Consider the following 26868-nt stretch of genomic DNA (forward strand, 5'->3'; position numbering starts at 1 on the left):
TGAAAAAATTGCTCAGGAGATCTTCTGATTAAAAATCTATCGGGATCACTTTAACTCCACCACTGCCAACACCGGGAAATGATCGGAAGGATATTTTCCAAAATAAGTATCCGTCAACACTCCCCACTTGCTTGCTTCAAACTGCTTTGTCATAAAGATATGATCGATCACAGCGCTTCCCCGCGGTGTTCTGAACCCGTTCATCGATGAGTTATTCGCATAAGGGAATTTCACCTTCGTAAACACATCGATCAATGAACCGGATGTTGCTATAGATTGATACCATTCACTGTCTCTTCCACCATTGAAATCTCCCGTCAGCAACACCGGGGCATTACCGGCAATCTCTTTGATCTTCTGCAAAATCAGCTTGCTGCTCTCCCGACGAGCTACGACACCCTGATGATCGAAATGAACATTGAATGCATAAAACTTCTTCTTCGTCTTTCTATCTTCCAGGTAGATCCAGGAACAGATCCTGTTGCAGCAGGTCGCGTCCCAACCTTTGCCCGGCTTATCAGGTGTTTCTGATAACCAGAAATCACCGCTCTTTAACAAAGTAAAACGATCTTTCTTGTAAAAGATCGCGGAATGTTCACCTGCATCTTTACCATCATCCCGGCCTTTACCATAACGCGCATATTGAGGCAGGGCAGTACTGATATCGTCCAGCTGATTCTTCAATCCCTCCTGTATACCCAGAATATCAAAGTCGTGAAAACGGATCAGGTTAGACACAACCGGTGCCCGGTCTACCCAAAGGTTACCGGAATCCCCCGGGTTATCAAAGCGAATATTAAAAGTGCCGATCGTTACTTTCTGTGCCTGCGCAGCGATCATTAAAAAGAAAGCCGCAGTCATCCACATGATCTTTAAATTCATTGGTAAAAATTTGTGATTATAGATACAGAACTTTGAAAGAATAAAGCGTTTAATAATTTGACATCAGGCAGCTATTCAATATCCAAACATAAAACTTTTAACCTTAAACTTTCAAACTCTTAAACTTTCAACCTATTTCCCTGCGCCATTACTGGCATCCCGGATTCTGCAGCAGGTTCGGATTGCGCTGAAGATCGTTTAACGGGATCGGATAAAGGTAGTTTCGCTCATTCCATTCTCTTGGGATCTCCTTCATCCAGATCAATTCACTGGAAGTGCCTTTCTCAATAATTGTGAATTCACCGCATTACCAATCCGCGCGGATACATCTACGTGTGTTACTCCGGCTACGGTTGGCGAAGGACGCGTTCCCCGAAAAAATGCAACATCCAGGATGCCATCCTCATTCAGATCCATTGGTGTGTTGAGTGATGGTACATAGAAGCCATTCCACTCCTGTGTCATGAGCTCAACTCTTTTCCATCTTAGGATATCGGCAAAGCGGAATCCTTCAAGGCTCAGTCCGATACCACGCTCCCTTCTTACTTCAAGGATCGTCGGATCGGTGATAAGGATAAAGAACCTGTTATCTCCTGGAAGATCATTTTTTTTCTCAGCAGCATCCGATATCACCGCTAATGATCCATGATCATGCAAGACGTCATTAGATTCCTGCAATAATTCCTTATCGTCCAGATCCTGTGTTGGGAAATCGAGCATTGTGCTATTTTAGATCAGGAGTAGATCATTGGAGAACTTTTACTCAAACGATTTTTCTCTGCTGAATTATTTCTGTTGTTATTGACGAGCGAAACCTTGATCTAGGTATCAGTTGTTACATCATCCCAATTCTGATTCATATATTGGATCAGCCAGTTCAGCGTATGATGTCGTTCAAAAACAACTCCCTTATCAAGCCGTCCCGGCATTGGCTTGCCTTCGAGATTCGCACTCACACAAGCCCAGTCGAAACGCAGGATCAGATCGGCCTGGTCAAGGATCTCTTTCTTCGACCTCAACCGAGCTTTTTGGCGGAAGCCTGATTCCTTAAGTTCATATATTATCTTTACATCGTCTCCTACATTGCATATTTTATCAGGAAAGCTTAAGCTGTCAACATACCCCAATGCCCATAGCAGAACGTGCAGGCTTTCATATCTCCAGAGGCCATCTATTTTCTGTTGCTCCGTTGCCTGCTTTGCCGTTGCGTATGCTTTTTCATTGGGTGATAACTTAGCTGAAATACCATAGTCTTTGTCCATCTTGTCCAACTGTTCCTGTCCCAGACCTTCGCTTTTCAAGCCGATATAACAAAGAGCAAGGGCTCTGTCAACCACTTCATCCTGTGTTCTGAGCGTTACTTTTTCCTCGGGTTCTACAAAAAGAGAGTTGGGATTTTTATACACCGGAATGCCATTCGCCTTGCAAATGGCTTCCGATCTGGCTCGCCGCTCCGACTGATCCTTTGTGGCTGAAATATTGGTTACAGGTACCGTCACGGGTGTGTCGGACGGATCATCAGTATTTGTGCTGTCTGCCTCACCCTGACCACAGCTCAAAATGGTGAGCATGAATGCTGTTGCAAGTAGGTTCCTTGTTCGTTTCATTGTTTGCTGCTCTGGTATGAATTATAACTGGACTAATGTAATAATTTGTTTAGCTCTTTGGAAATCTTATCGAGTCATTCACGGAAGTAACAGATTGCTTTCAGCTATGCCGATCTAAGCGGCCAGGTTTCCAGGAGATCCGGGTTCAGTTGCAGGTATGATTGATCATTATGCCGGCTGTGTTCCTGCTCCATCGCGTTAACCAGCTTACGATGTATTCCAAGAAGCTCATTGATTCAACTTCTTATTCAACTATTTACATTCCTTTCCGATCTATTTTCCTGAGCTTTAATCCGGCGTGCGCCGGGGTAAAGACGAGATTTCAGGCTATTGGATCAACTGCTTAAAATCCTTACTCAACTGTCTGTTTTTCATTCAATAAGCAAATAGTGATTCTATGCTGTTTTTTCTATGTATCCATATGTTATCCATATATTTTCCATATGTTATCCATACTATATCCATAATTAATTAAATATGGATAAAATACGGATATGTAATACTAAATTATTATAACTGGTATATTTATCTAAGATAGATAATTGCCAAATGCACTATATCTACATGCCTTAACCTTTAAAATTCAACAGTATGGGAACATTATCAAGTGGAGTCGAATTTACCGGTGCCGTGGGCACCTACACGTTTTACCGCAAGCAGGGATCCGACAAGATCTTTGTTAGACAAAGACGCAATGGTGGTCGAAAGAAGAAGAAGAAGGAACTCAGTGAGCGTGTTCAGGAAACGGTAACTGAGTTCAGCCTTTGCGCAAGCACATCGAAAGCCATCCGCTGGGCGATCAGGGACATTAAACATCTCGCTGATTATAATTTTACGCCGAAGTTGACGGGTTTATGCCGGCATCCGCAGAAGCTGGATCCTGTTGGCAAGCGTGGAGAAAGAAGCGTATTGATCTCACAACACCCTTCCTACTTCGCGGGATTTAATCTGAATAAAAATCATCTGTTCGATAGCATCATTCGTCATCCGCTGCAGTATTCCATCGATCCGGTTGCAGGCATAGCAAGGGTTGAACTGCCGGAGTTGCAACAGGGGGTGAGTTTGTTTCTACCCTGGCCTGTTCCTCAATTCCGTGTGATCATGGCGTTGGGTTTGGCAGCAGATCAGTTGTTTGATGCATCGGGAAAAAAGGATTCGTTTAGTCCGGGTACCACAGTGGCCACCACTGGTTGGCTGTCATCGACGGAGCAGCATAAGGGCCAGACGTTTGAGCTGTCGCTCCCGATGCCGGCAAAAAGGCCAAAGGATCGCGGGATCAGTTATGTGTTGTCGATTGGGATAGAGATGGAGATTACGGTGTTGAGGGGATCGGGAGGGATTAGGAAAGCGGGTGCGGGGAAGATCGTGGATTTGGTGGCGGTGGGGGGTTGAATTGCCAGATTTGGACCTCTTTGATTGCCGAGCTCTCGCATAGCAGGATTTCATGCTTCGATCATTGGAGGGCATTGTACTCGCTCACCCCTTCCCGCCCTGTTTCCCCGGGCAGGCGAACTTACCTGAGATAACAATCTTAATTCCTGCCAGACCCGGGGTCTTTCTGGTTATCAAACTCTGGCATAACAGGAGGTCATTCTTCGATCATCGGAGTGCATCGTACTCGCTTTCCCCTTCCCCCCTGTTTCCCCGGGCAGGCGAACTTACCTGAGATAACAATCTTAATTCCTGCCAGACCCGGGGTCTCTCTGGTTATCAAACTCTGGCATAACAGGAGGTCATTCTTCGATCATCGGAGTGCATCGTACTCGCTTTCCCCTTCCTGCTCTGTTTCCCCGGGCGGGCGAACTTACCTGAGATAACAATTTTAATTCCTGCCAGACCCGGGGTCTTTCTGGTTATCAAACTCTGGCATAACAGGAGGTCATTCTTCGATCATCGGAGTGCATCGTACTCGCTTTCCCCTTCCCCCCCTGTTTCCCCGGGCGGGCGAACTTACCTGAGATAACAATCTTAATTCCTGCCAGACCCGGGGTCTCTCTGGTTATCAAACTATGGCATAACAGGAGGTCATTCTTCGATCATCGGAGTGCATCGTACTCGCTTTCCCCTTCCCGCTCTGTTTCCCCGGGCGGGCGAACTTACCTGAGATAACAATCTTAATTCCTGCCAGACCCGGGGTCTCTCGGGTTATCAAACTCTGGCAGAGCCGGAAGTTTGAGTTCCTCAACGGTTAGGAAGCCGTTGGCAATCAGAGGGGCCCCGGGTCTTCAGTCGTTTAAACTCGCCAAAGCATTAAGTTCGTCGCCCGGGGAAACATAGTTTGAGGGGGGCGGGCAAACACGATGCACTCCGAAATCAGACAACCCAAACGCTTACTTGCCGCGCAAAGATGGATACCAATCCCTCGCTAAATCTTCCATAAACGGATTGGCTTTGGTAATCAATTCAATCTTCCATTCACGCCTCCAACGTTTCAATAACCATTCTCTTCTTTTAGCTACCCGTATATCAGTATATGGTTCGATATACACGAGACGATTGCACTTATTCCTTGCAGTAAACTTACTTTGTCCTGTTTTGTGTTGCCATATTCTTACATCCAAATTGCTAGTCACACCGACGTAAAGCACTGTGCGATTTATATTGGTCATTATATAAACGTGAAAGTTATATTCTCTTGCCATCAATGCAAGGTAGAAGAGCGAGAAAATAGAAAAATGAGAAAAAAACGGTGAGAAATGTTTTTATAACCCGGGGGATATGAAATAAATGATAGTGAGTTTTTTTATTCCTGTTGAATACATAAAAAATCTCCTTGTTAAGATCGCTGAAAATAAAAAATCATCTCCTTTCCAACTGCAGGTATGGAAGACGCCGAGGAATAACTGTATAACAGGTGAATCTTTCACCTGATACCCTCCATCTTAAACGGATTCTACCATTGTTATTTTCAATGCTTATTTCCCCTTCACGGGATTTCTTTTTAGCGCCATTTTAGACTTAATTTTGAGAGTGAAGGGTCATTTGAGGGCTAAACCGAGGAGAGTCATTTTCAATGAAAAAGCCCCAAAACACTTTACAGTAAAGCATTTAAGGGCTTTTCCCAAGGTGGAGAATATCGGGTTCGAACCGATGACCTCTAACATGCCATGCTAGCGCTCTACCAACTGAGCTAATTCCCCTGCAGGGACGCAAAAATAGGGATTTCACGTATTCAAAAAAAGCCCCGGGGAAATTTGCTTACCAGTAACTTAAACAGCCCTCTCTTCGACAGGCTCTTCCGGTTCAGGTTTCCTGCGTGCAGCAGCAGGTGTAACAGGCTCATCGTCTTCAAATTCATCCGTATCTGTATCGTCTGTTTTCTTTTTACCAAAGAAAGAGAACAATTTTGAAAAGATCTTTCCCTGGTTCGCATTTACTAAATGCGAAGAAACATTCTTCATCAAAAAAGGAACTACGAGCTTTGTAAGCCAACCGGTGCGCGAAAGCAACAGACGCTTCACTACGAGGTCTATGATGCTTTCGGTAGCGCTGGTGAGCAGCGGATTGCTTTTATCCCGCGTAGTAAATTTTCCTACGAGGGAGATAGCATTTTTTACCGGCTGCAATTCAGCTTTGATATCTTCAACGTCCTGACGTAATATTTGTTTCTGCGCCTGTAACAAAGTCTTCAGACGCTCCTTTTCTGTCAGGAGATCGTTGTATGTGCGGATAGTAGTAGAGTTCTTAGTCATACACTTTGCTTATAATCAGGTTTCTGATCATCGGGAAAACAATCTTTTTTCGCAAGGCAATCAATATCAAAAGTACCAGCAGGAAGAACGCTCCTCCTAACAGGAAACCGCCGGACCTGCTGCCGATCAGATCCCCCAGCCAGAACGACAAAGCCACTCCCAGAAAGAGCAGCACACAAAAACCAATGATGGTAACAACGATCATCGTGAGAGCGCTTGATGCGACATTCGTTGCCTTCTGCGTTACATTAATGATGGTCAGCCTGTAAAAGGTGTCTGCGATATCTTCTACATGATCTACGAGATCTGCGGTCTTTTCCTTTAATTCTTCCATCAGTTATAGAATTTAATTTCAAAAAGCAAACAGGCGAAAAAGACCCCATGGGCTTCCTCGCCTGTTGACTATTATTTAGCTGAAGTTTTCTTTCAGCTTGTCAGCTGCATGTTTCGCCTGGCGGCCTTTGTCTTTTGCTTCATCAAGACCATCTTCCGCCATTTTTTTGCCTTTGTTCCAAAGATGACCAAGGCTATCAGCCCAATCGCCTGCTGTATTTTTAATTTTCTTGCGAGTATCACTTCCTTTTTCAGGAGCAATCAGCAAACCAATGACTACACCAGCAGCCGCAGCTCCAAGGATACCTAACAATACTTTGTTTTTGGTTGTCATAATTTATGTTTTTAAGAGTTAAGGAATGAATGTCATCTGCTGTTAACTTATAAAAAACCATACCAGAACAGCGATGGCCGATGCCCGATGGCCGACAGTTAACTGTAACCGCAGCACATGAATATAGGTCGAACAGGGGCGCCTTACAGGCTTAAATAACTTTAAAACCCAGGTATTTCACGGCCCTAAGCAATTATATAAGAAGAACTAAGTGGCATTAAAGCAGCCTCGATAACATACAGGATTTTCTTCTGTAGTAGTCTAATCGGCCATCGGTCATCGGCCATCGACTATAAATGAAAAACCCCGGCCTAAAGCCAGGGTTCTGATATCGGACCATATGGGGCTTATTCTCCCCATATCTGCTCTTCTCCTTTGAGCCATTTTTTAACCAGGTCAGTAGTAACTGATTTCGGTCTTTCGATAGCGAAACCAAGCGCCCTGTCCCAGCAAAGGCTGGCCAATACACCTAATGCGCGGCTTACACCGAACAATACGGTATAGTATTCATATTCTTTCATTCCAACACCAACCAGCAATGATCCGCTATGCGCATCCACGTTCGGCCAGGGATTTTTGATCTTGCCTAATGATTGAAGGATCGGAGGTACTACTTCATAGATATTCCAGACAGTATTTACCAGTTTGTCGTCCGGCATATGTTTCTTACCAAATTCCATCTGGGCAGTAAAGCGCGGATCTGTTTTGCGCAATACCGCGTGACCATAACCCGGAACAACTTTGCCGGAAGTGAGTGTTTTCTTCACATACTCTTCGATCTGTTCTTTGCTGGGTGAATCTGTATTCAGCTCCGCCTGCATTTCAAAGATCCATTTAACCACTTCCTGGTTAGCGAGGCCATGCAGAGGACCAGCAAGGCCATTCATACCAGCCGCGAAGCTAAGATAAGGGTCTGCCAATGCAGAGCCTACAAGGTGCGTTGTATGGGCTGATACGTTGCCTCCTTCATGATCAGCATGAATGGTCATATACATCCGCATCAGTTCTTTGAATGTATCATCTTCGAAGCCGAGCATATGGGCAAAGTTCCCTGCCCAGTCGAGCAGACCATTCGGCTGGATATGCTCTCCGAATTTATATTTGCGGCGATAGATATATGCAGCTACACGGGGCAATCTTGCGATAAGATCCATTGAATCGTCGAATACAGCTTCCCAGTAATCCTTCTTGTTCATGCCCTGCGCATATTTCTTGGAAAACTGGCTTTCTGTCTGCAAAGCCATCACACCAACAACAAACTGCGTCATTGGATGGGTGCTCAAAGGCAATGCTTCGATCGTATGAAAAACGTGATTCGGAACATGACTGCGACGTTGCAATACGGCGGTCACATGCTGCACGTCTTCTTCCGTAGGCAACTCCCCGATAAGCATCAGGTAAAACAAACCTTCAGGTAAAGGCTCCGAGCCTCCCGGTGCTTTTGGCAGCTTCTCCCTCAACTCGGGGATCGAATATCCTCTGAAACGGATACCTTCCTGCGCATCCAGTAATGATGTTTCAGACACGAGGCCAGTCATTCCGCGCATACCCTGGTATATCTGAGACAACTGTACTTCTCCAATCACTTTATTACCGTGTTCCTTGAGCAAATCCTTGATTTCTACACCCAGCTGATCGGCTTTTGCTTTGAACCTATCTTTAATTACTCCCATGACAGATCGTTTAAAAATCACAAAAATGTTGAAGTGCTAAAGGTAGTTAATGACCTTTGCCAGAACAAACATTTTAGAGAATAATGTTACTCATTTTACACAAACATCACAATATGACTAATGTCGTTCTAATGTAGATGGGATAAGGGCTGTGGCGCGCGAGGTGCGATGGCAGGTCAACGATGGCAGATGGCCGGAATGCCATTTATGCAGGACGTGCTTACCTCTTCAGGTAGTGCAAAAAGAATGAAAAACGGAAAGGATCACTTCATTTTTTCGGACACAGATCTGCCGGCAATCATCGGCCCTGCTTCTTATTTCGGCGTCTTCCGGTAGAGCCGAAGTGCAACCAGCGAAAACACGATATTGGGGATCCATGCGGCCAGTAGCGGATGGAGATCGCTCTTGGTGGCGAATACCGTAGAGAAGCGGTCGGACATGATAAAAAGAGCGCCGATAACGATCCCGATAGCAAGGTGCATACCGCTGCCGCCACGGGTCTTTCGGCTTGCGATCACCGCACCGATCAGGGTCAGCAACAATACGGCCGCAGGAGTTGCTGTGCGCCTGTAGCGCTCTACTTCCAATGCACTCAGGCCTTCTGTTCCTCTCAACTTTTCCTGTTCTATAAAACTGATCAACTGCGGCGTCGGCAGCTTATCTTTCAGATAATCATCCTTGCGAAGTTCGTTTGGCTTCAAACTGATGTTGATCGTCATGGATGCATGCTCTGTTGCTTTCTCACCAAGACTGTCTACCGTCCGCTCAACAGCATTCTGCAGCTTCCATTTCTTTTCAGCCTGGTCCCACTGGATAAAGCTCGACCGGAGATTATACACCACTTTATTATCGCGTACCCGCTCCATAAAAAAGCCTTGTGCTGATTTGCTCGCCGTGTCGTAGTTCTTGATCCCGATGTAGGTATTCTGATCTATTCTCCGGTAAAAACAATTGAAGCAACTGCTGTTCTGCTGGTTCTTGGTTGGATCACTGCGGTCAATATATACCGACTTAAAGTTGCTCATGATCGCGTTCGCGCGCGGGATCAGGTACCTGTTCCCAAACCAGAGGATAGTGCCCAGGAATAAGCCGCCTACGATGTAAGGGCGCAGCATCCGGTTATAGCTTGTACCACTGGCCAGGATCGCAATGATCTCGGAGCGGGTCGCCATCTTACTGGTAAAAAAGATCACTGCGATAAAAACGAACAACGGGAAAAGCAACCCCCAGATATGAGGCACAAACCCAAAATAATACTGGGTAATGATCTGCGAACTGGTCAGCCCGCTCTTTACAAAATCATCTGTTTTCTCGCTTGTGTCCACTGCTACGGCCACCACGAGAAACAACATCATGCAAAAGAAAAAGGTAACCAGGAACTTCTTCAGTATGTACCAGTCGAGCTTGCCCAAGGAAAGTTTAAATGTTTAAAGTTTAAAAGTTTATGACCAGGAGCCGGTCATCGAACCGGATGCGAAGTAACTGAATAAAAAAGGAAAAAACCGTTAAAAAACGAAGACGGCAAAGAGGCGGAAGAGGAAAAGAAGAAACGCTGAACGGGCAAAATTCTAAACTAGAAAGGTTGATCAGAGAAAAAATGAGATTTCGGGCAGATCCTCCTTCTACGCTCCACCGAAGCTTAACGCAGGAGGGTTAAAAAAAAACCTGTCGGCGGCTTTAACACAGCGACAGGTCTTAAGTAGTCCGGAATCAGTCCCTCAAAAAAAAGCGAAAAAATAGAATAAGGTTGTATGGTTAATGGAAATACCGGGACTTGAATGCAAAGGTCCAAAACCATGGAATGCCAGACAAGCGGTAATAGACCCTTTTTGATACCCGTGTTTTCACGGTATGGTATACCGTTTATTCACCCCTCTCATAATCAACGTATTGCAATTAGCTGATCCTGTTATATCTTGTCTCCACAAATCACTAAATTCTTCTACTTATGTCTAAACCAATTCCAGTATCGCAAGCAAGTGCGATGATCAAAACGTATGATACCTACATGGCAAGCCTTGGCGTTGACATGAAGGATCAGACTCAGTCAGTGTCTTTCACCTTGACAGAACTGATGGCGTGGCTGAACAAAATGGCGCCCATTGCGGACGAGATCAGGATTTTTATGGGAGATTACCCGAGCGGGAACCCGAATGCGGGCAGAACTTCCTTAGTTTTATGGCCTTATAAAAGCGGCAAACCTGCAAGGACTACTGACCCGTCTCTGGCAAGTGAGCCAGGAGAGGAGCAAGATCCGGGTGATCCGGGCGATCCTGCAGACCCATATAATGATGGTCGTCTGAACCCCTAAAGCATTATGATACTTTTTTATGTTTACCTGAGCTGCATACTTTTGAGTGCAATAACCGCTACTCTTTACCGCGAGAGCCTTAGGAGTATGCGGCTCAGTTTATTTATACCGTATTTATGGTACCTGCTGATACAGGAAATAGGAGTGGAAATTCTTTATACCCTGGAGATCATAAAAACAACCGGTGTTTATTATAATATCTACAGGCCGCTTGCCGTAACATTCTTTTTCTTCACTTTTTACCGGATGGAGATCACCAGCGATATCGTAAAGAAATTCATGCGATGGATGTATATCATCTATATAGCATTCGTCCTGTTGATATTTGTATTGACAACTGCGCTGAATAGTTTCAGTCCTTATATCGCACTGTCAACAGGATTTGTGATCTGTTGTTTTGCCCTTTCTTTCCTGATCAGCTATTTTAACCTGGATGATCCTGAGCAGGAGAAACGCTGGTATCCGGTCGTTCTTATTACAGTTGGAATGCTTGCGTTTTATCCTGTGATCAATATTTCATTCGCTTTTTATAAACATCTGCTGGCAGCAAAAACTCTTGTTTTCGGAACAAAACTTTACCAGTCCATTCCAGAGATCATGAGCATTTTTATGTACAGTTGTTTCACTTACGCCTTTTACCTATGCAGAAAGAAGCCTTAGACCTTATCGTATCAATTATATCAGCCAGTGTATTTGTCTTATTGCTGATGATTGCCGTATTCTCCCTTTTCCGTATTTACCTCAAAAGAAAAAATACACTTTTGCAGGAAAAACAACGCATGGCCGTGCAGTTTGAGCAAACACTGCTTCAGTCAAAACTCGAGATCCAGGAACAGACGTTTGCGGATATAAGCCGTGAGATACATGATAATATCGGCCAGGTTTTAAGCCTGGCGCGTATTAACCTGAACACGCTCAATGTACCCGCAGACAATAATAAGATCAACCTGGTGGATGAACTGATGGAAAAAGCTATCACTGACCTTCGCAACCTCAGCCATTCTCTCGACTCGGACATGATCCGTAACAAAGGCTGGCTGGAACCCACGCAAAGATTACTCCGTGATCTGGAGAAGACAGGCAAATACACTGCGAGGCTGATCATTTCCGAAAATCCGCCAACGCTTGGCCATGACAGACCCATCATCCTTTTCCGGATGATACAGGAGGTGATCAACAATATCATCAAACATGCCGGTGCAAATTCCATTGACCTCCATGTTTCAAAAGACAAAGAGCATTTGACGATCATCATAAAAGACAATGGTAAAGGATTCAGCAAAGAAAAAAGTTCTGCTGGAGCCGGATTACGTAATTTAGAGAACCGCGCCAGGATGATCGCTGCAGACCTGCATATCGACAGTGAAATAGGTGCAGGTACAACTATCACTATTTCCGTCAAGCTAGAACCCAATGAATAGTAAACCCGTTCGCATCGCTTTGGTAGATGATCATGCGTTATTACGCAATGGTCTTGCTTCACTGGTAACCTCCTTTGAAGGTTATGAGGTTTTATTCCAGGCTGATAATGGAAAAGATTTTATCGCCCAACTGGAACATTACCCGGCACCAGACCTCGTACTGCTGGATATCACGATGCCTGAAATGAATGGCTTTGAAACAGCTGACTGGATCAAACAAAATCTTCCGGCTGTGAAAGTGCTCGTATTAAGCGTTATGGATAACGACTCCATTATCATCAGCATGCTCAAAAAAGGGGCAAGAGGGTATATTCTGAAGGATAGTAAACCGGCTGTCTTCAGACAGGCGCTCGATAATATCCGGGACACCGGTTTTTATATAAACGAACTGATCAGCAATAAAATGCTGAACTATGTAACCCAGGAAAGCAGCCATACTGTAAAAGAAACATCTATCATCTCTCAACTCTCCGAAAAAGAGATCGCATTCCTGCAAATGGCCTGCACCGAGATGACATACAAAGAGATCGCCGAGAGCATGAGCCTCAGCCCTAGAACAATTGACGGATACAGAGACGAATTGCTGAAAAAACTGAACGTTCAATCACGCATCGGATTGGTCACATTTGCGATAAAGAATGGGCTTTATAAGCTTTAAAAAATAAAAAAGTAAAAAACAGTCTCCGCTCGTTGAATCTTCTTCATTAAGCGGAGACTGGTTTTTATTTTTTATTTTTAAATTTTTAATTTTTAGTTCCTAAAGCCTCGTCTTCAACACCTCCACCTGCTCTCTCTTCCAGCTGGCAAAATCTCCTGCGATAATATGCTTACGCGCTTCCGTTACCAGCCACAGGTAAAAGGCAAGGTTATGTATACTGGCAATGGATAGTCCAAGGATCTCTTTCGACTTCATGAGATGGCGCAGATACGCTTTGCTGTAGTAGTTGGATGTGTGGCATTCGAGTCCGTCATCGATGGGCGAGAAATCCTTCTCCCATTTTTTATTATCGATATTGATCACCCCTTTTGTGGTAAAGAGCATGGCATTCCGTCCATTTCTTGTAGGCATAACGCAGTCGAACATATCAATCCCCATGCTGATACACTCCAGTATATTCCATGGCGTTCCTACTCCCATGAGGTACCGGGGTTTTTGCGCCGGAAGATGATCGCAGCACCATTCACAGATCTCATACATCACAGGTTCCGGCTCTCCCACGCTTAATCCACCGATCGCATTACCGGTCGCCTCTTTCGAACTGATGAACTCGCAGGATTGTTGCCGCAGATCCTTAAATGTACCTCCCTGTACGATAGGAAACAGGTTTTGTGTATAGCCGTACTTATCCTCCGTACTGTTAAAGCGGGTCAGGCATCTGTCCAGCCAGCGGTGGGTCATTTCCATTGAGTTGCGGGCATAAGCATATTCGCTGCCACCCGGCGGGCATTCATCAAATGCCATGATGATATCCCCCCCGATGACGCGCTGGATATCCATCACATATTCCGGGCTGAAGAGATGTTTTGAGCCGTCGATATGAGATTGGAAAGTAACGCCCTCTTCCCTGATCTTCCTGGTACCAGCCAGCGAAAAGACCTGGTAACCGCCGCTATCCGTCAGTATCGGACGTTGCCAGCCATTGAACCGGTGCAATCCCCCCGCAGCCTCAAGGATTTCCAGGCCCGGACGCAAATACAGGTGATAGGTATTTCCCAGGATGATCTGAGCTTTGACCTCCGCTTCCAGCTGAAGCTGCGATACCGCTTTCACGCTACCTACCGTGCCCACCGGCATGAAAATAGGCGTTTGTATTTCCCCGTGATCCGTCACGATCCTGCCCGCTCTCGCCTTCGATCCTGCATCCTGATGCTGTAAGGTAAATTGTAGTGCTGCCATAAGGGCGCAAAGATAACCGGGATTTGGGGGATCTTTGGATTAATGGGATTGTAAAATCAACCGCTTTTCACATCCGACTAATCTCAAAAATCCAATAAATCCCATTTATCTTTGCGCCCATGCCACTAATTAACTGGGGAGAGACGATTTTCTTCTTTTTCGTCGCCGTTACGACCATCCAAGTCTTTTATTATTGCTGGTTTTTCAGCAGAATTGCATTCTATAAGCCCAAAACCCGCTCGCATTCACAGCAGCATCCCGTTTCTGTGATCATCTGTGCAAGGGATGAGGATGAAAACCTGGCGCGCAACCTGCCAGGCGTGCTCGTTCAAAGCTATCCCAGCACTTATGAGGTGGTAGCAGTCAATGACAATTCAGTTGATGATTCAAAATACATCCTCGAAGAACTGAAAAAGACCTTCAAGTCCCTGAATATTGTTGAGCTTACTCAGGAAGCAAAACTGATCTCAGGAAAGAAATACCCGCTGTCCATCGGGATCCGCCAGGCCAGGCACGAGATCCTGCTGCTGACAGATGCCGACTGCGTACCAGCCAGCGAGAACTGGATAGAAAAAATGCAGGGAGCTTACGATGAGGAAACGGAGATCGTACTGGGATACGGTGCCTACCATAAAAAGCCCGGAATGCTCAATAAACTGATCCGCTTCGAGACCTTCCATACCGGCCTGCAATATCTTTCCTACGCGCTGGCAGGCACCCCGTATATGGGCGTGGGCCGGAACCTTTCCTATAAAAAAGATCTGTTCCTGCGCAACAAAGGATTCGCCTCCATCAACCATATTCCAAGCGGAGACGATGACCTTTTTATCAATAAAGTGGCCACAGCTAAAAACACCGCGGTGATCCTTGACCCTGATACGATCACCCGCTCCATTCCCAAAACAACCTGGACAGGATGGCTGCGTCAAAAAGCAAGGCATTATACAACGGCAAAATTTTATAAGCCGAAACATAAATTTCTCCTCGGACTGTATTTTTTTACCCAGTTCATTTTTTACCCTTCCCTGGCAGCCGCCATCATCTTCTTCGACTGGCGCTGGGCACTCGGAGTATTTGCGGTAAGGTTCATCATCCAGGGGATCATTTTGCGCAAAGCAATGGCCAAAATGGACGAAAAAGACCTTTGGCCCTGGTACCTCTTCCTCGATATGTGGATGTTCTTTTATTACCTGATCTTTGCACCAGCGTTGTGGAAGAAGCCTTCGAAGAAATGGAACTGAAAAAGTTTAAAAGTTCAATAGTTTTAGGTGTAACAGTCAGGCAGTGTAGCAATTCCCGCAGTACTATAAAACTTTCAACTTTTCAACTTTTAAACGATCAAACTTTTACATTTTAACCCCCTTTGCCGTTTTGGAAAACATCCTCAAATACTTTTCCGACTTTACTCCCCAGCAGCTTGAGCAATTCTCAAAACTGAAGGATCTCTATACAGAATGGAATGAAAAGATCAATGTTGTATCGAGAAAAGATATCGAAAGTTTGTATGAGCGTCATGTACTGCATTCCCTGAGCATTGCCGCAAGTTTTGAATTTCAGCCAGGCATGGAGATCGTTGACCTCGGAACCGGTGGAGGTTTTCCGGGAGTGCCGCTGGCCATCTTTTTTCCCGAAGTAAAGTTTCACCTGGTAGACAGTATCAACAAAAAGCTAAAGGTCGTGGAGGCTGTAGCAGAAGGTGCGGGTATCAAAAATATCACGACACAGCACAGCCGGATAGAGGATGTAAAGAACAGGAAATTTGACTATGTGGTATCACGGGCTGTTGCGCCACTTAAAGATCTTTGGAGATGGAGTAAGCCTTTATTGAAAAGCCAGTCATCCAACCCCGCAGGAATGCCCGGCCCCGGACTGGTGTGTTTGAAAGGTGGTGATCTTCATCTTGAAATACAGGAAAGTCTTACACGACCGCGGATGATGTCAGTAAAAGACATCTTCGAGGAAGAATTTTTCCAGGATAAGTTTATTATTTACGTGCCGCGGGCCTAATAGAGAAGATGCTTTGTCTTCACGGGCAGCACGCACAACGTTTCGTTTTTTAAGAAGTGATTTTTCCCGGGGGCAGCCTTAAACACTCAGTTTACCAGCAAAGGCTGCCGGATCTCCGCTGGCAACGAATGTCTTCATCCCTTGCCAGCGAAGACTAAGTGTTTCTAATTACGCAAGACCCAGCTTCTCACGGGCCTCTTAACACCTTACCTCTAAGTGGTATTGCGCACCTCAACTTTTACCCCCATTTTTGCTTTATGAAGGAAATATCCGTTTGTATAGTTGACGACAACAGAGACCTGAGAAATGCACTGGAAGAGATCATCGGCATGTCTGAAGGTTATGCGTGTATTGGTACCCTGGGAACAGCAGAGGAAGCGATCGCTGAGATCCCGGTAATGGAGCCCGATGTGGTATTGATGGATATCAATCTTGGCGGCACGGAAAGCGGGATCGATTGCGTACGCATTCTGAAAACGCAGGTGCCCTCCACAAATTTTATGATGTGTACGGTATACGAGGAAGATGAAAAGATATTTGAGGCATTAAGTGCAGGAGCGAGTGGTTACATTCTCAAAAAAACTGCTCCTGCGCGCCTCCTGGAAGCCATCCGCGAACTCTACCAGGGCGGAGCCCCGATGAGCAGCCAGATCGCGCGAAAAGTCGTGGCAGCCTTTCAGAATAAAACCACTTCTACGCAGGACAGCGATCTGGATGATCTCTCAGCACGCGAGAGAGAGATCCTTGAACAACTATCCAAAGGCCTGATGTATAAAGAAATTGCAGCAGAGTTATTCATATCACCTGAAACGGTGAGGAAGCATGTGTACCACATTTATGAGAAGTTACACGTAACCAACAGGATCGAAGCTGTAAATAAATACTTTGGACGTTAAATACCCTTGAAATACCACAAAAGTGGTATTTCTTTTGCTCTACCAGAATTGTAGATTTGTTGTTGAGTTATAACAAGTTTCGAATTTCTACCATTAACCGAAAACCTATCTTTTAGAAACTGCGGAAAAAGATTACCTGAGGGCACCTAATCTATGAATAAAGCCTTTTCCTCCGGCGGAAAAGGCTTTGTCATTTTTAGGAGATATCGTTATGCGATGGCTGAGGAACGATGGCCGATGTTCGATGGCCGATGGCCGATGAACGATGGCCGATGGCCGATGAACGATGGCCGATGAACGATGGCCGATCTTCGATGGCCGATGGCCGATCTTCGATGGCCGATGTTCGATGGCCGATGGCTAACTAAAAGCACTGTCCTCAACTAAAACAGCAGCCTTCCACTATAAGAAGGCTGCTGTTTTAGTTGGTAGTTACCATCTATAAGATCGGCGATTGAAGGTCGGCCATCGGCCATCGAAGATCGGCCATCGTTCATCAGCCCACACTCTTACAGTTTGATCCTGTTATTCTGCCGCTCCACATCCGCCATCCGCTGAGAAGGATCGATCTCTGCCAATGCAAGATCGGCGAGTTTTCTGTCAGACTCGATGATGTATGTTTCGCTTGTCCATTTCCAAGCAGGATACACTGTGCGTTTGATGCTATCCTCGGCAGGTTTTGCCCCGTACATCAGATCGAGGGGAATATAATGCACTTCAGATGTTCCGTCTTTGAACGTAAGCTGAAGATCTACCGGCATTGGCATCATTCCCACACGTTTCATCCTGATCTTTGTTTTTCCTTTATCCTCCCACAAACTATCGAATGCGTAATCGATCGTTTTGGTCGAGTTGACCCAATACTCTTTGTACCAGTCCAGTTCAATACCACTTTGTTTTTCCGAAAGGCGGATAAGATCAGATGCATTCGGATGCTTGAACCTCCATTGCCTGTAATATTCCAGCAGTATCTTGTCGCGCGTAGCTGCGCCAACGATATAACCCAGTTGCTCCATGAACACGGCGCCTTTCTGGTAAGCTGCCGCTGAATAAGCACTGTTAGTATTGAAGTGGTCGGCGTGCGTGGTCAATGGTTCTTCCTTGCCCCCTTTTACCAGCGCAAAATAACCGCGGTAACTTCCTTCCTGTGCAAAGCCTGGCCTTGGAGCAAGAAAGGATTGGATACGGCTGGATGCATAGGTAGTGAAACCTTCATCCATCCATGCGTATAAAGATTCGTTGGTTCCCATCAGCCCCTGGTACCAGTTGTGCATCCACTCGTGCAGCCATGCGCCCGGGCTTGCCAGCAATGTTGCCATTGGATATTCCATACCACCATCGCCGCCATGAATGAAGGAATATTGTTTGTACGGATACGCACCGAATGTTTTCTCAATAAATGGCAAAGCTCTCTGTGCATCGTCCAGGATCTTTTCCCATGCAGCTGTTTTCGAATCGCCCTGTTTGTAGAGAAGATGGAGATCCAGGTCATTCCTGATCTTTCTTCTTACGTGTACGAATTCCGGATCGGCGGCCCACATAAAGTCATGTACATTGGGCGCCAGGAATTTCCAGGTGATCTTATCCCCTGTCGGCGCCATGATGCGTGCTCCTTCTGCTTCATAGCCATGACCAACCTGGTTAGGGTTCTGCACGTAGCCGGTACCACCAAGAGTATAATTTTTATCGATAGTAATGTTCACTTCATAATCGCCCCAGACTCCATAAAATTCCCGCGCGATATAGGGTGTAGGATGCCATCCATCATAGTCATACTCACAGAGCTTCGGATACCACTGGCTCATTGAATAACGCACTTTGGTAGTGGGGTTATCCCGGCCGCTTCGGCGGATCTGCAAAGGTACCTGTCCTTCAAACTCCATATCAAACACCACCTTTGCTTTTGGCAGGATGGGTTTGTCGAGTTTCACCTCAAGGATCGTCTCCAGCACTTCGTATTGCTGTGCCTTTCCATTCATTTTTAATGACAGGATCTTCTGATAGCCTATTTCATCAGGTTTCAGGTTAAGAATTCGGTCTTTTACACGATCATCCCAATCAGAGCCTCTGCCGGTAGCAATAGTTCCCTGCCTGCGGCTGCGGGTATCCATCATGCTTCCAGGCTGGAATGCGTTAAAATAAAGATGATAGAATACTCTAGTCAGCGTGTCAGGCGAGTTGTTCGTGTATTCAAGCTTTTGCTTGCCTTTGAATTGATTGGTCTGAACGTTCATGTCAACGTCCATCTGGTACTTTACCCGCTGCTGCCAGCGATCCGGCTGTGCAAATGCCATCGCCGCAATGGAAGTGTAAAAGAAAGTGAGAGCAATTTTTTTCATGTACTAATCAGTTTATGAAATATGAGCTAAAGCGTTAAAATTCGTAATTGTCGGCTAGATTAAAAAGATTTTTATTCACCGGGGGTTTAGCCATCATTCTTCCCGAATTTACCCGGATCTAATTTAAAAGAATATCGCGATACCGGCAGAAAATGCTGCCCGTATCGCGATATAAATATTTCTTTACCGGTATGCCGGGAACCGTGTTTACAATGTGATCGACTCCCGAAGCAAGCGTCCTTTCGGGTTGAATATAAGGTACTTTTTCTCGACGCCACTTTTCTTTGCCTTCAGGCGGTACTGGGTAAGATCTCCGGGAAGATACATAACTGTCACACTCTCCACTTCACGATCCGCATACTTGCTTTTTTGAAAACCATCCTTTACTTCCTGCGGAAGATCTTCAAAAGTTGATGGTTTCAACGTCTCTTTCCAGATGCCTTTATTGGTATAAGAAGCCGTCATTGCTTCTCCCTTCAATTCGAAATGGACGTCAACACTTACCAGCTGACTTTTGAATTCGATATTGGAAGCTTCGCGATACTGGTTAGCAAATGTTTCTTCAACAGCCTTCGGGATCTTTCCTATCTGTGAGAAAACGGGAAGGCTCGCGCAAAAAAGAATAACAACTCCAGTCAGTAGTAGCTTTTTCATGATAATAATCTGTTTGTGATGTAAAAACTTGTCCTTTCTAAATGTAAAAAAACTGTACCAGATACATGTACAGACATCAAATTTCGGGAGTATTAACGGTAAAGAAGGGATTTGAGGAGTGTTTTAACTTTACAACAACCTAAAATCGGATGATGAAGTCCTGGCCGAATACCTTGCCGCTATGACAAAGACGCTGCCGGGCCCTATTCCACACCCGCCAGTACGATCACGATCTCACCTTTCACTGTTTTCTCTTTGAAATAAGCCGCCAGTTCACTTAAGGTCCCGCGCTTATTTTCTTCAAACATTTTTGTCAGTTCACGGCTTACACTGCAAAGCCTGTCGGGACCAAAATAGGTTGCAAATTCTTCCAGCGTTTTCACCAGCCGCATAGGGGATTCGTAAAAGATCATCGTGCGCTCTTCTGTGACAAGTTGTTTGAGCAATGTCTGCCGCCCTTTTTTTATGGGAATGAATCCTTCAAACACAAAACGGTTGGAAGGTATGCCGCTGTTCACCAGCGCCGGCACAAAGGCTGTTGCGCCCGGAAGACATTCCACTTTAACACCGTTCTTTATACATTCCCGCACGAGCAGGAAAGCGGGATCAGAGATCCCCGGCGTACCGGCATCGGTTACCACGGCCATCTTCTTGCCTTCCAGCAGCTGGCTTACAAGATGCTGCAGTACTTTATGTTCATTATGCTGATGATACGGCGAAAGAGGCCTGGTGATCTGGTAATGATTCAGAAGATGGGAAGTATTGCGGGTGTCCTCAGCCAGGATCAGGTCCACTTCTTTCAGTATCTCCAGCGCGCGGAGGGTAATATCTTTCAAATTACCGATCGGAGTGGGTACCAGATAAAGCATAAATCAGAAGTAGAAAGTAAAAATTCAAAAGTAACCCCGCTTTTAACAGAAAGTATATAACAAATGTTAGGCGGGGGAATTTTTACTTTTGAATTGTATTGTTCTAGTTAACAGTGATCTCAAAGTATTCCATCACCTGGTTGGACAGCAGTTTTTTGCTGGCCTCTTCTGCGACGGCTTTTGCTTTTTCCGGAGAATCAGCGTTTACACGCAGGGTGATATTCTTTCCAACACGCACATCTTCAACGCCACTCAGTCCCAGGTTTTCCAAACCACCCATTACGGCTTTACCCTGAGGATCCAACAACTCTTTAAGCGGCATTACTTTGATCTGCACTGTATATGTCATGATAATTTTTTTATGAACAGCAAAGATACAAGAACGTAAGAAATGAAAATAACCGGAGCTGCTAACCAGCCTAAAAAAATGATGCTGAGCACAGCGATCAGGAGTAAAATATAGCGGTGAATGTTATTCTGTATGCTAAAATCCTTGAATTTGAAGCTCATGATCGGCAAAGAACACACCATCAGGATGCTTAAACCAATGATGTGGGTGATGATAAACACCTTGCTTAACAGCAGATCCCGCACCCATTGCATGTCTGTCTGCCAGTAAAGAACCGGTAAAGAGGCGATCACGAGGCCAACGGCCGGCGTCGGAACGCCTTTGAAATTTTGCGACTGGGAGCTATCGAGGTTAAATTTTGCAAGGCGATAAGCAGCGGCGGCGGGCAAAATAAACGCCAGTGCCGGCCAGATGAACGGCGTATCCAATCCGTTCTCTCCCTGAGCAAAGCTCAGACGCAGCATCTGGTAGAGGATCATACCCGGAGCAACGCCAAAGCTGACCACATCTGCCAGGGAATCCAGTTGTTTACCCATGGCAGAATCCACCTTGAACAGGCGCGCCATAAAGCCGTCTAAAAAATCAACTGCCCCTGCCAGGGCAATAAACAGCGTGGCTATCCATACTTTTTCGGGGATATCAAGCAATTGCGTTCCATTAGCACCTTCAACAGCGACAAGCCCGTTTTGCAGAATAAATACGATGGCGATACAACCAAAGACGAGGTTAAGCAGTGTAAAAATGTTTGGAATTTGCTTCATGTAATGAATGATATTGGTTTATTAAGCTCAGTCGCTCCTGGTTCAGCCGACTTCATGTTCAACAAGATAGGGATGTTTTTTTGTAAAGATAGCAGATTCAATATACTGTATTAATGCCCGGAATATTCTTCCGGGCCAGCGTCAGGTTCCCGGAGATCAATGCCGATCAGGCGCTGGTACAAAGATCATTTCGTTTTAGCCCGATCAGATCATCGCCTCTGCGCTGATCTGCCTTGATCCGTGGGGATCATGTACCCGACCAGTACCAGCTATTACCTACCGTTTCATACCCGCTTCGATCTCTTCTACGGTGATCGGAATATTTTTCATGAGGTCTTTGTTGCCCCCCTTCGTGATCCAAACATTGTTCTCTATCCGGATGCCCATCTGCTCTTCCTCGATATAGATCCCCGGTTCGATCGTCAGCACCATGCCCGGTTTCAGCGGTTCTACGCGTGGGCCGAGATCATGCACATCAATACCCAGGTGATGAGAAATGCCATGATACAAATACTTACGGAAAGATTTATTCTCCGCATCATCATTCTTGAGATCAGCTTTTGTCAGCAGTCCGATCTTCACGAATTGTTTTGAAGCCTCTTCGCCCACTTTCTCCGTGTATTGCACCAGTGAGATGCCGGGTTTCAACAGGCTTTTCGCGTAATTATGCAGATGCAAACAGGCGTTGTACACTTCCTTCTGCCGTTTTGTAAACTTCCCGTTTACAGGAATAGTGCGGGTAAGGTCAGCATTGTAACCTCCGTACTGGGCTCCAAAATCCATCAGGATCAGTTCTCCATCGCGGCATTCCTGGTTATTGGACACATAGTGAAGGATCCTCGCCCTGTCGCCACTCGCAATGATCGAACCATATGCCTCACCCGTTGCACGCTGACTGAGGAATGAATGCATGATCTCCGCCTCTATTTCGTATTCCATCACTCCGGGACGTACAAACTGCATCACCCTTCGGAAGGTCTTATCCGTAATATCGATCGCCTCCTGTATCACTTCCACTTCCAGGGGTGTTTTGATGCCCCTCAGTTCCCTCATGATCTTTGCTGCACGTTCGAAACGGTGAAGCGGAAAACGCTCCCGCATCTCGTCGACAAAACGATAATCCCTGGTGCGCAGCAAAACAGATTTCCGGTCATTCTCATTTGTATCAAGATAGATGGCATCAGCCTGGTGGACCCATGTTTGCAGCACAGACTCGAGGGTATCCAGCCAGATGACCATACCCGCACCGCTGATATTTTTACCTTCGGCCGCCCGCAAACGCTTCCCATCCCATTTCTCTTTTATTTCGTTCGGACGAACGAGCACCAGCACTTCCCTGTATTTCGGATCGGGATTATCCGGGTAGAGGATCATCATAGTATCCTCCTGCGTGATACCGGTGAGCCAGTAGAGATCACTATTCTGCTTGAATTTATAAGTAGCGTCGCCATTTGTTGGCGTTTCATCATTGCTTACAAAGATCGCAATGGAATTCGGAGACATTTGGCTTACAAACCGTTTCCTGTTCTGAATAAATATATCCTGCTTTAAAGGAAGATGTTTCATATGTGTTCCAAAGATAAGCGCTCCCTCCCTACTCAAAAACCACCCCGATCTTCTCACGTAACATTCTGGCCGGTTTACCCCTGTTTTTCCCCGCTTTCACTTCTTTTTCCCTCTCCGCTAAGAAATGATCACCTTCCAATTGCAATCGGTCTTTTTTGATTTGTAACGAATGAAAACGTTTTCAATTAGAAGAAATCAATTATAAACGGCTTTTTCTGACAATTTTCCATTGTGTACTACTAACACCTGTTTGTATTTACCGTTTTTTTGAGCGTATTTTTGTCCTCTAACTAAACTCGATTGCCTATATGTCTATTTCAGTAACGACTGCTTTGCCAAAAGATCTTTCGCGAATGGGCCTGAAGCACACAGACCGCATTCATTATCAATCCACCCCAGAGGATTTGGTGCAGCATACACTTCGCATCGGAGAGGGCGTGTTGAATGACACTGGTGCCCTGGTCATCAAAACCGGTGAGTTTACCGGTCGCGCTCCCAAGGATAAGTTTATTGTGAAAGATGCGATCACTGCCAATTCCGTACACTGGAATGAATTCAATCAGCCTATTGAAACACGCTATTTCGATATCATACACAAAAAGATCCTTGACTACCTGAACGAACGCAACGAATTATGGGTTCGTGATTGCCAGGCCTGCGCGGATCCACGCTACCGGATGAATATCCGCGTGGTGAATGAGAAACCATGGAACAATCTTTTCGCCTATAACATGTTCCTGCGACCTGAAGAAGAACAACTGGAAGAGTTCTCTCCTGAATGGACCATTCTGTCTGCCCCCGGCTTAAAACTGGATCCGCACGAATGTGGTGTCCGTCAGCAAAATGCAGCGATCGTTTCCTTTGCGCACCGCATGATCCTGATCGCCGGAACAGGGTATACAGGAGAAACCAAGAAAGGGATCTTCACCGTGCTCAATTACATTTTGCCGCACGATAACAATGTGCTGAGCATGCATTGCAGCGCCAATATCGGTGACGATGGAGATACAGCCGTTTTCTTTGGTCTTAGCGGAACGGGGAAAACGACTCTCAGCGCGGACCCGGCACGTAAGCTGATCGGTGATGACGAACACGGATGGACAAATGACGGGATCTTTAATTTCGAAGGCGGGTGTTATGCAAAAACCATCAACCTTACGGAAGAAAAAGAACCCGAGATCTACCACGCTATCCGCCCCGGCGCATTAGTGGAAAATGTTCGCTTCTTTCCCGGAACTGAACGGATCAACTTTGACGATGCCGGCATCACAGAAAATACACGTGTCTCTTATCCGCTCGATTTCATCAGTAACTCACAGGAACCATCTGTCGGCGGATTGCCAAAGAACATTTTCTTCCTGACATGTGATGCCTTTGGAGTGTTGCCTCCAATCTCCAAACTTAGTCCTGGCCAGGCAATGTACCAGTTCATCTCCGGCTATACCGCCAAGGTTGCAGGCACTGAAGCCGGCGTGACGGAACCGAAACCAACATTCAGCGCTTGTTTTGGTGCCCCGTTCCTCCCGCTTCACCCCGGCAGGTATGCCGAAATGCTCGGCAGGAAAATGGAAGAGCATAAGGTGAATGTGTGGATGGTAAATACCGGGTGGACAGGTGGCGCCTATGGTGTCGGGAATCGTATGAAACTTTCTTACACCCGTGCGATGATCACAGCCGCACTGGAAGGAAAACTCGACAATGCGGAATTCAGTGAACATCCTGTATTTGGCGTTGCCATTCCCGCAAATTGCCCGGGCGTTCCTTCAGAAATACTGGATCCACGCAGCACATGGGAAGATCAAGTTGCCTATGACGATAAGGCGCATTACCTGGCGAGCCTGTTCATTAAGAATTTTGAAAAATATAAGGACGGAGTATCCGCAGAGGTTCTGGCTTCAGCCCCAAAACCATAAAGATCCTGCGATTGCTTGCTGTAGCATCCCCTGCGCGTTTCGTTCGTGCGGGGGATATTTTTTTGCTGACCGGCTTCCCGGGATGCAGCTTACCCAGGCTGTCGCCGTTGTCCCTTCACTGCTTACCATGGGTTTGATAAGCCCTGCCTGTCAGGAAAATATTGCCGGATCCAAGGGGCGTTAAACAACACCAGATCGACTTCATTCAGGTCACAGCAAGCAATCCGGGCAACGTTTTGCTTGCTGAAGCTGTCACGACTATCACTTAAAATTTTTTATGAAAACTTATCTGCTTATGTTTTTCCTTATAGCCGGCATCTTAAATGCCGGCTGTAACAAGAATAATTGTGATTGTGCTCCTCCTCCGCCGCCGTTGGCGAATACTGCATGGAAAATGGTCAATTATAGTGGTGGCCTTGCAGGAGTGAATGTTGATCTTCCCCCCGGTCAGCAACATACGCTGTCATTTGCATTCTATGAATTCACTGCAACAACAAAGCCTTCCGGGCAACAAACAAGCGGCAGATTTTCCTTCGAAGCTTCTCTTCCCGGGTACCAGGATGCCTTAGTGATCAAATTCGACAAGCCTGTTCTCACTTTTGGCACCGGCAATATGATCGTCTTGAAAAACCGCAATGACAGCCTAGTACTGGCTCACAACGTGACAGACGGGCTCACCTATACCTTTACCAGGCTTTGATCCCGGGAATTTTATGCATCCCTATCAGCCCTGCTTTTAACCTTAAGTAAATTTTAGCTAAACCCACTCATCATTTCCTTCCCTGTATCCGTTAACAGGTACAATGAAATATGCGTTAATTCTTTTTATCTCGCTGCTACCCGTATTGGTCCACGCGCAACAGCCGGATGATCTTGTGCACTGGAACAAGCGTCATCAGCTTTCCTGGAGTGATTACCAGGGAAAACCGGAAGCCAATGCCACTGCCGCTGCTTCCACGGCAACATATCTTAGCGTTGAATATTCCTTCAAGGATGGTAAACTGGGTTATATCATTACCTGCAGTTTCTCGAGATCAAAATCCTGGGGTCTGCATAAGAACGACTATATCCTTGCACATGAGCAGGGCCATTTCGATATCGCTGAGATCTTCGCCAGAAAACTCCATCAACGATTGAAAGAATACCAGTTCGATAAAAAAACTTACCAGACCGATCTCAGGGACATTTACGAAAATACGATGGATGATAAAGAGGAAATGCAGAACAAATACGACCGGGAAACCAATCACTCCATCAACAGGGAAAAACAAGCGGAATGGCTGCAGAGGATCGGCAGCGAACTGGAAAAATTGAGCGGATTTGCAAACTATTAGGGAGAGCAGTTTAGAAGTTATCTGCTCAAA

General features: G+C 45.8%; 28 protein-coding genes and 1 tRNA gene. 11 read left to right on the top strand and 18 right to left on the bottom strand.

Going from position 1 to position 26868, the window contains the following annotated elements:
- Positions 1–45: 45 nt before the first annotated feature.
- The 4 genes from LZZ85_RS08545 to LZZ85_RS08555 form a co-directional block, all read right to left on the bottom strand.
- On the bottom strand, positions 46–882 hold the full coding sequence (locus LZZ85_RS08545) for an endonuclease/exonuclease/phosphatase family protein (protein ID WP_237870639.1): 837 nt from the start codon (positions 880–882) through the stop codon (positions 46–48).
- Positions 883–1030: 148 nt separating this feature from the next.
- Positions 1031–1138, bottom strand: coding sequence for a RagB/SusD family nutrient uptake outer membrane protein (locus LZZ85_RS28765; protein ID WP_432422757.1), 108 nt, complete (start codon positions 1136–1138; stop codon positions 1031–1033).
- Between the two features lie 5 nt (positions 1139–1143).
- Positions 1144–1602 carry a RagB/SusD family nutrient uptake outer membrane protein gene (locus tag LZZ85_RS08550; protein WP_237870641.1) on the bottom strand — a complete coding sequence of 153 codons (459 nt, stop codon included), beginning with the start codon at positions 1600–1602 and terminating at the stop codon, positions 1144–1146.
- A gap of 101 nt (positions 1603–1703) precedes the next feature.
- On the bottom strand, positions 1704–2489 hold the full coding sequence (locus LZZ85_RS08555) for a DUF4272 domain-containing protein (protein WP_237870642.1): 786 nt from the start codon (positions 2487–2489) through the stop codon (positions 1704–1706).
- Positions 2490–3080: 591 nt separating this feature from the next.
- Here LZZ85_RS08555 and LZZ85_RS08560 point away from each other — a divergent pair.
- Positions 3081–3881, top strand: a complete 801-nt coding sequence (locus LZZ85_RS08560) for a hypothetical protein (RefSeq protein WP_237870644.1) — start codon at positions 3081–3083, stop codon at positions 3879–3881.
- Between the two features lie 938 nt (positions 3882–4819).
- On the opposite strand, the gene LZZ85_RS08565 is transcribed toward LZZ85_RS08560, so the two are convergent.
- From LZZ85_RS08565 to LZZ85_RS08595, 7 genes are all read right to left on the bottom strand, one after another.
- The gene (locus LZZ85_RS08565) at positions 4820–5131 is read right to left on the bottom strand and encodes a GIY-YIG nuclease family protein (protein WP_349291739.1); all 312 of its coding nucleotides are present in this window, start codon (positions 5129–5131) and stop codon (positions 4820–4822) included.
- A 425-nt stretch (positions 5132–5556) separates the two neighbouring features.
- Positions 5557–5629: transfer RNA gene (locus LZZ85_RS08570), tRNA-Ala, on the bottom strand.
- A gap of 69 nt (positions 5630–5698) precedes the next feature.
- Entirely contained in the window at positions 5699–6181 is a 483-nt protein-coding gene (locus tag LZZ85_RS08575) for a hypothetical protein (protein WP_237870646.1), read from the bottom strand.
- Positions 6174–6515 carry a phage holin family protein gene (locus LZZ85_RS08580; RefSeq protein WP_237870648.1) on the bottom strand — a complete coding sequence of 114 codons (342 nt, stop codon included), beginning with the start codon at positions 6513–6515 and terminating at the stop codon, positions 6174–6176. The genes LZZ85_RS08575 and LZZ85_RS08580 overlap by 8 nt, the downstream gene beginning before the upstream one ends.
- Positions 6516–6590: 75 nt before the next feature.
- Positions 6591–6848 carry a YtxH domain-containing protein gene (locus LZZ85_RS08585; protein ID WP_237870651.1) on the bottom strand — a complete coding sequence of 86 codons (258 nt, stop codon included), beginning with the start codon at positions 6846–6848 and terminating at the stop codon, positions 6591–6593.
- Between the two features lie 347 nt (positions 6849–7195).
- Positions 7196–8521 (bottom strand): citrate (Si)-synthase, eukaryotic, encoded by a 1326-nt coding sequence (locus LZZ85_RS08590; RefSeq protein ID WP_237870653.1) that lies wholly within the window; start codon positions 8519–8521, stop codon positions 7196–7198.
- Between the two features lie 314 nt (positions 8522–8835).
- Entirely contained in the window at positions 8836–9933 is a 1098-nt protein-coding gene (locus LZZ85_RS08595; protein WP_237870655.1) for an LptF/LptG family permease, read from the bottom strand.
- 536 nt (positions 9934–10469) lie between these two features.
- On the opposite strand from LZZ85_RS08595, the gene LZZ85_RS08600 reads away from it, so the two are divergent.
- From LZZ85_RS08600 to LZZ85_RS08615, 4 genes are read left to right on the top strand one after another with little or no spacing between them, the layout of a single operon-like run.
- Entirely contained in the window at positions 10470–10832 is a 363-nt protein-coding gene (locus LZZ85_RS08600) for a hypothetical protein (RefSeq protein ID WP_237870657.1), read from the top strand.
- Between the two features lie 6 nt (positions 10833–10838).
- A complete protein-coding gene (locus LZZ85_RS08605; RefSeq protein ID WP_237870659.1) occupies positions 10839–11492 on the top strand; it encodes a hypothetical protein in 654 nt (217 codons plus the stop codon).
- Entirely contained in the window at positions 11474–12253 is a 780-nt protein-coding gene (locus LZZ85_RS08610) for a sensor histidine kinase (protein WP_237870661.1), read from the top strand. Before LZZ85_RS08605 ends, LZZ85_RS08610 begins: the two co-directional genes overlap by 19 nt.
- Positions 12246–12911: a response regulator transcription factor gene (locus LZZ85_RS08615; RefSeq protein WP_237870663.1), complete on the top strand. Its 666-nt coding sequence runs from the start codon at positions 12246–12248 to the stop codon at positions 12909–12911. Before LZZ85_RS08610 ends, LZZ85_RS08615 begins: the two co-directional genes overlap by 8 nt.
- Positions 12912–13010: 99 nt before the next feature.
- Here LZZ85_RS08615 and tgt read toward each other — a convergent pair whose 3' ends face one another.
- On the bottom strand, positions 13011–14150 hold the full coding sequence (tgt, locus tag LZZ85_RS08620; RefSeq protein ID WP_237870665.1) for a tRNA guanosine(34) transglycosylase Tgt: 1140 nt from the start codon (positions 14148–14150) through the stop codon (positions 13011–13013).
- 119 nt (positions 14151–14269) lie between these two features.
- On the opposite strand from tgt, the gene LZZ85_RS08625 reads away from it, so the two are divergent.
- The 3 genes from LZZ85_RS08625 to LZZ85_RS08635 all read left to right on the top strand — a co-directional run bounded on the left by LZZ85_RS08625 (position 14270) and on the right by LZZ85_RS08635 (position 17053).
- Positions 14270–15391 carry a glycosyltransferase gene (locus tag LZZ85_RS08625; protein WP_237870667.1) on the top strand — a complete coding sequence of 374 codons (1122 nt, stop codon included), beginning with the start codon at positions 14270–14272 and terminating at the stop codon, positions 15389–15391.
- A 130-nt stretch (positions 15392–15521) separates the two neighbouring features.
- Positions 15522–16157: a 16S rRNA (guanine(527)-N(7))-methyltransferase RsmG gene (gene rsmG, locus LZZ85_RS08630; protein ID WP_237870670.1), complete on the top strand. Its 636-nt coding sequence runs from the start codon at positions 15522–15524 to the stop codon at positions 16155–16157.
- A gap of 257 nt (positions 16158–16414) precedes the next feature.
- On the top strand, positions 16415–17053 hold the full coding sequence (locus tag LZZ85_RS08635) for a response regulator (RefSeq protein ID WP_237870672.1): 639 nt from the start codon (positions 16415–16417) through the stop codon (positions 17051–17053).
- 509 nt (positions 17054–17562) lie between these two features.
- On the opposite strand, the gene LZZ85_RS08640 is transcribed toward LZZ85_RS08635, so the two are convergent.
- From LZZ85_RS08640 to LZZ85_RS08665, 6 genes are all read right to left on the bottom strand, one after another.
- The gene (locus LZZ85_RS08640; RefSeq protein WP_237870674.1) at positions 17563–19392 is read right to left on the bottom strand and encodes a M1 family metallopeptidase; all 1830 of its coding nucleotides are present in this window, start codon (positions 19390–19392) and stop codon (positions 17563–17565) included.
- Positions 19393–19599: 207 nt separating this feature from the next.
- Entirely contained in the window at positions 19600–20046 is a 447-nt protein-coding gene (locus LZZ85_RS08645; RefSeq protein WP_237870676.1) for a PepSY-like domain-containing protein, read from the bottom strand.
- A 203-nt stretch (positions 20047–20249) separates the two neighbouring features.
- A complete protein-coding gene (gene rsmI, locus LZZ85_RS08650) occupies positions 20250–20915 on the bottom strand; it encodes a 16S rRNA (cytidine(1402)-2'-O)-methyltransferase (RefSeq protein ID WP_237870678.1) in 666 nt (221 codons plus the stop codon).
- A gap of 103 nt (positions 20916–21018) precedes the next feature.
- Positions 21019–21264, bottom strand: coding sequence for a phosphoribosylformylglycinamidine synthase subunit PurS (gene purS / locus LZZ85_RS08655; RefSeq protein WP_237870680.1), 246 nt, complete (start codon positions 21262–21264; stop codon positions 21019–21021).
- A complete protein-coding gene (locus tag LZZ85_RS08660; RefSeq protein WP_237870682.1) occupies positions 21261–22025 on the bottom strand; it encodes a CDP-alcohol phosphatidyltransferase family protein in 765 nt (254 codons plus the stop codon). Before LZZ85_RS08660 ends, purS begins: the two co-directional genes overlap by 4 nt.
- Positions 22026–22301: 276 nt before the next feature.
- Positions 22302–23591, bottom strand: coding sequence for an aminopeptidase P family protein (locus LZZ85_RS08665; RefSeq protein WP_237870685.1), 1290 nt, complete (start codon positions 23589–23591; stop codon positions 22302–22304).
- 308 nt (positions 23592–23899) lie between these two features.
- Between LZZ85_RS08665 and pckA the strand changes: the two genes are divergently transcribed.
- From pckA to LZZ85_RS08680, 3 genes are all read left to right on the top strand, one after another.
- The gene (pckA, locus tag LZZ85_RS08670; RefSeq protein WP_237870687.1) at positions 23900–25504 is read left to right on the top strand and encodes a phosphoenolpyruvate carboxykinase (ATP); all 1605 of its coding nucleotides are present in this window, start codon (positions 23900–23902) and stop codon (positions 25502–25504) included.
- A 277-nt stretch (positions 25505–25781) separates the two neighbouring features.
- A complete protein-coding gene (locus tag LZZ85_RS08675) occupies positions 25782–26204 on the top strand; it encodes a hypothetical protein (RefSeq protein ID WP_237870689.1) in 423 nt (140 codons plus the stop codon).
- 103 nt (positions 26205–26307) lie between these two features.
- A complete protein-coding gene (locus tag LZZ85_RS08680) occupies positions 26308–26838 on the top strand; it encodes a DUF922 domain-containing protein (protein WP_237870691.1) in 531 nt (176 codons plus the stop codon).
- Positions 26839–26868 lie beyond the last annotated feature (30 nt).

The sequence above is a fragment of the Terrimonas ginsenosidimutans genome, assembly GCF_022012415.1.
Classification (GTDB): Bacteria; Bacteroidota; Bacteroidia; order Chitinophagales; family Chitinophagaceae; genus Terrimonas_A; species Terrimonas_A ginsenosidimutans.

Excerpts from the sequence above, each read along its gene's own strand:
- LZZ85_RS08545 (WP_237870639.1), bottom strand. The coding sequence starts at position 882 with ATGAATTTAAAGATCATGTGGATGACTGCGGCTTTCTTTTTAATGATC.
- LZZ85_RS28765 (WP_432422757.1), bottom strand. The coding sequence starts at position 1,138 with ATGAAGGAGATCCCAAGAGAATGGAATGAGCGAAACTACCTTTATCCG.
- LZZ85_RS08550 (WP_237870641.1), bottom strand. The coding sequence starts at position 1,602 with ATGCTCGATTTCCCAACACAGGATCTGGACGATAAGGAATTATTGCAG.
- LZZ85_RS08555 (WP_237870642.1), bottom strand. The coding sequence starts at position 2,489 with ATGAAACGAACAAGGAACCTACTTGCAACAGCATTCATGCTCACCATT.
- LZZ85_RS08560 (WP_237870644.1), top strand. The coding sequence starts at position 3,081 with ATGGGAACATTATCAAGTGGAGTCGAATTTACCGGTGCCGTGGGCACC.
- LZZ85_RS08565 (WP_349291739.1), bottom strand. The coding sequence starts at position 5,131 with ATGGCAAGAGAATATAACTTTCACGTTTATATAATGACCAATATAAAT.
- LZZ85_RS08575 (WP_237870646.1), bottom strand. The coding sequence starts at position 6,181 with ATGACTAAGAACTCTACTACTATCCGCACATACAACGATCTCCTGACA.
- LZZ85_RS08580 (WP_237870648.1), bottom strand. The coding sequence starts at position 6,515 with ATGGAAGAATTAAAGGAAAAGACCGCAGATCTCGTAGATCATGTAGAA.
- LZZ85_RS08585 (WP_237870651.1), bottom strand. The coding sequence starts at position 6,848 with ATGACAACCAAAAACAAAGTATTGTTAGGTATCCTTGGAGCTGCGGCT.
- LZZ85_RS08590 (WP_237870653.1), bottom strand. The coding sequence starts at position 8,521 with ATGGGAGTAATTAAAGATAGGTTCAAAGCAAAAGCCGATCAGCTGGGT.
- LZZ85_RS08600 (WP_237870657.1), top strand. The coding sequence starts at position 10,470 with ATGTCTAAACCAATTCCAGTATCGCAAGCAAGTGCGATGATCAAAACG.
- LZZ85_RS08605 (WP_237870659.1), top strand. The coding sequence starts at position 10,839 with ATGATACTTTTTTATGTTTACCTGAGCTGCATACTTTTGAGTGCAATA.
- LZZ85_RS08610 (WP_237870661.1), top strand. The coding sequence starts at position 11,474 with ATGCAGAAAGAAGCCTTAGACCTTATCGTATCAATTATATCAGCCAGT.
- LZZ85_RS08615 (WP_237870663.1), top strand. The coding sequence starts at position 12,246 with ATGAATAGTAAACCCGTTCGCATCGCTTTGGTAGATGATCATGCGTTA.
- tgt (WP_237870665.1), bottom strand. The coding sequence starts at position 14,150 with ATGGCAGCACTACAATTTACCTTACAGCATCAGGATGCAGGATCGAAG.
- LZZ85_RS08625 (WP_237870667.1), top strand. The coding sequence starts at position 14,270 with ATGCCACTAATTAACTGGGGAGAGACGATTTTCTTCTTTTTCGTCGCC.
- LZZ85_RS08635 (WP_237870672.1), top strand. The coding sequence starts at position 16,415 with ATGAAGGAAATATCCGTTTGTATAGTTGACGACAACAGAGACCTGAGA.
- LZZ85_RS08640 (WP_237870674.1), bottom strand. The coding sequence starts at position 19,392 with ATGAAAAAAATTGCTCTCACTTTCTTTTACACTTCCATTGCGGCGATG.
- LZZ85_RS08645 (WP_237870676.1), bottom strand. The coding sequence starts at position 20,046 with ATGAAAAAGCTACTACTGACTGGAGTTGTTATTCTTTTTTGCGCGAGC.
- rsmI (WP_237870678.1), bottom strand. The coding sequence starts at position 20,915 with ATGCTTTATCTGGTACCCACTCCGATCGGTAATTTGAAAGATATTACC.
- purS (WP_237870680.1), bottom strand. The coding sequence starts at position 21,264 with ATGACATATACAGTGCAGATCAAAGTAATGCCGCTTAAAGAGTTGTTG.
- LZZ85_RS08660 (WP_237870682.1), bottom strand. The coding sequence starts at position 22,025 with ATGAAGCAAATTCCAAACATTTTTACACTGCTTAACCTCGTCTTTGGT.
- LZZ85_RS08665 (WP_237870685.1), bottom strand. The coding sequence starts at position 23,591 with ATGAAACATCTTCCTTTAAAGCAGGATATATTTATTCAGAACAGGAAA.
- pckA (WP_237870687.1), top strand. The coding sequence starts at position 23,900 with ATGTCTATTTCAGTAACGACTGCTTTGCCAAAAGATCTTTCGCGAATG.
- LZZ85_RS08675 (WP_237870689.1), top strand. The coding sequence starts at position 25,782 with ATGAAAACTTATCTGCTTATGTTTTTCCTTATAGCCGGCATCTTAAAT.
- LZZ85_RS08680 (WP_237870691.1), top strand. The coding sequence starts at position 26,308 with ATGAAATATGCGTTAATTCTTTTTATCTCGCTGCTACCCGTATTGGTC.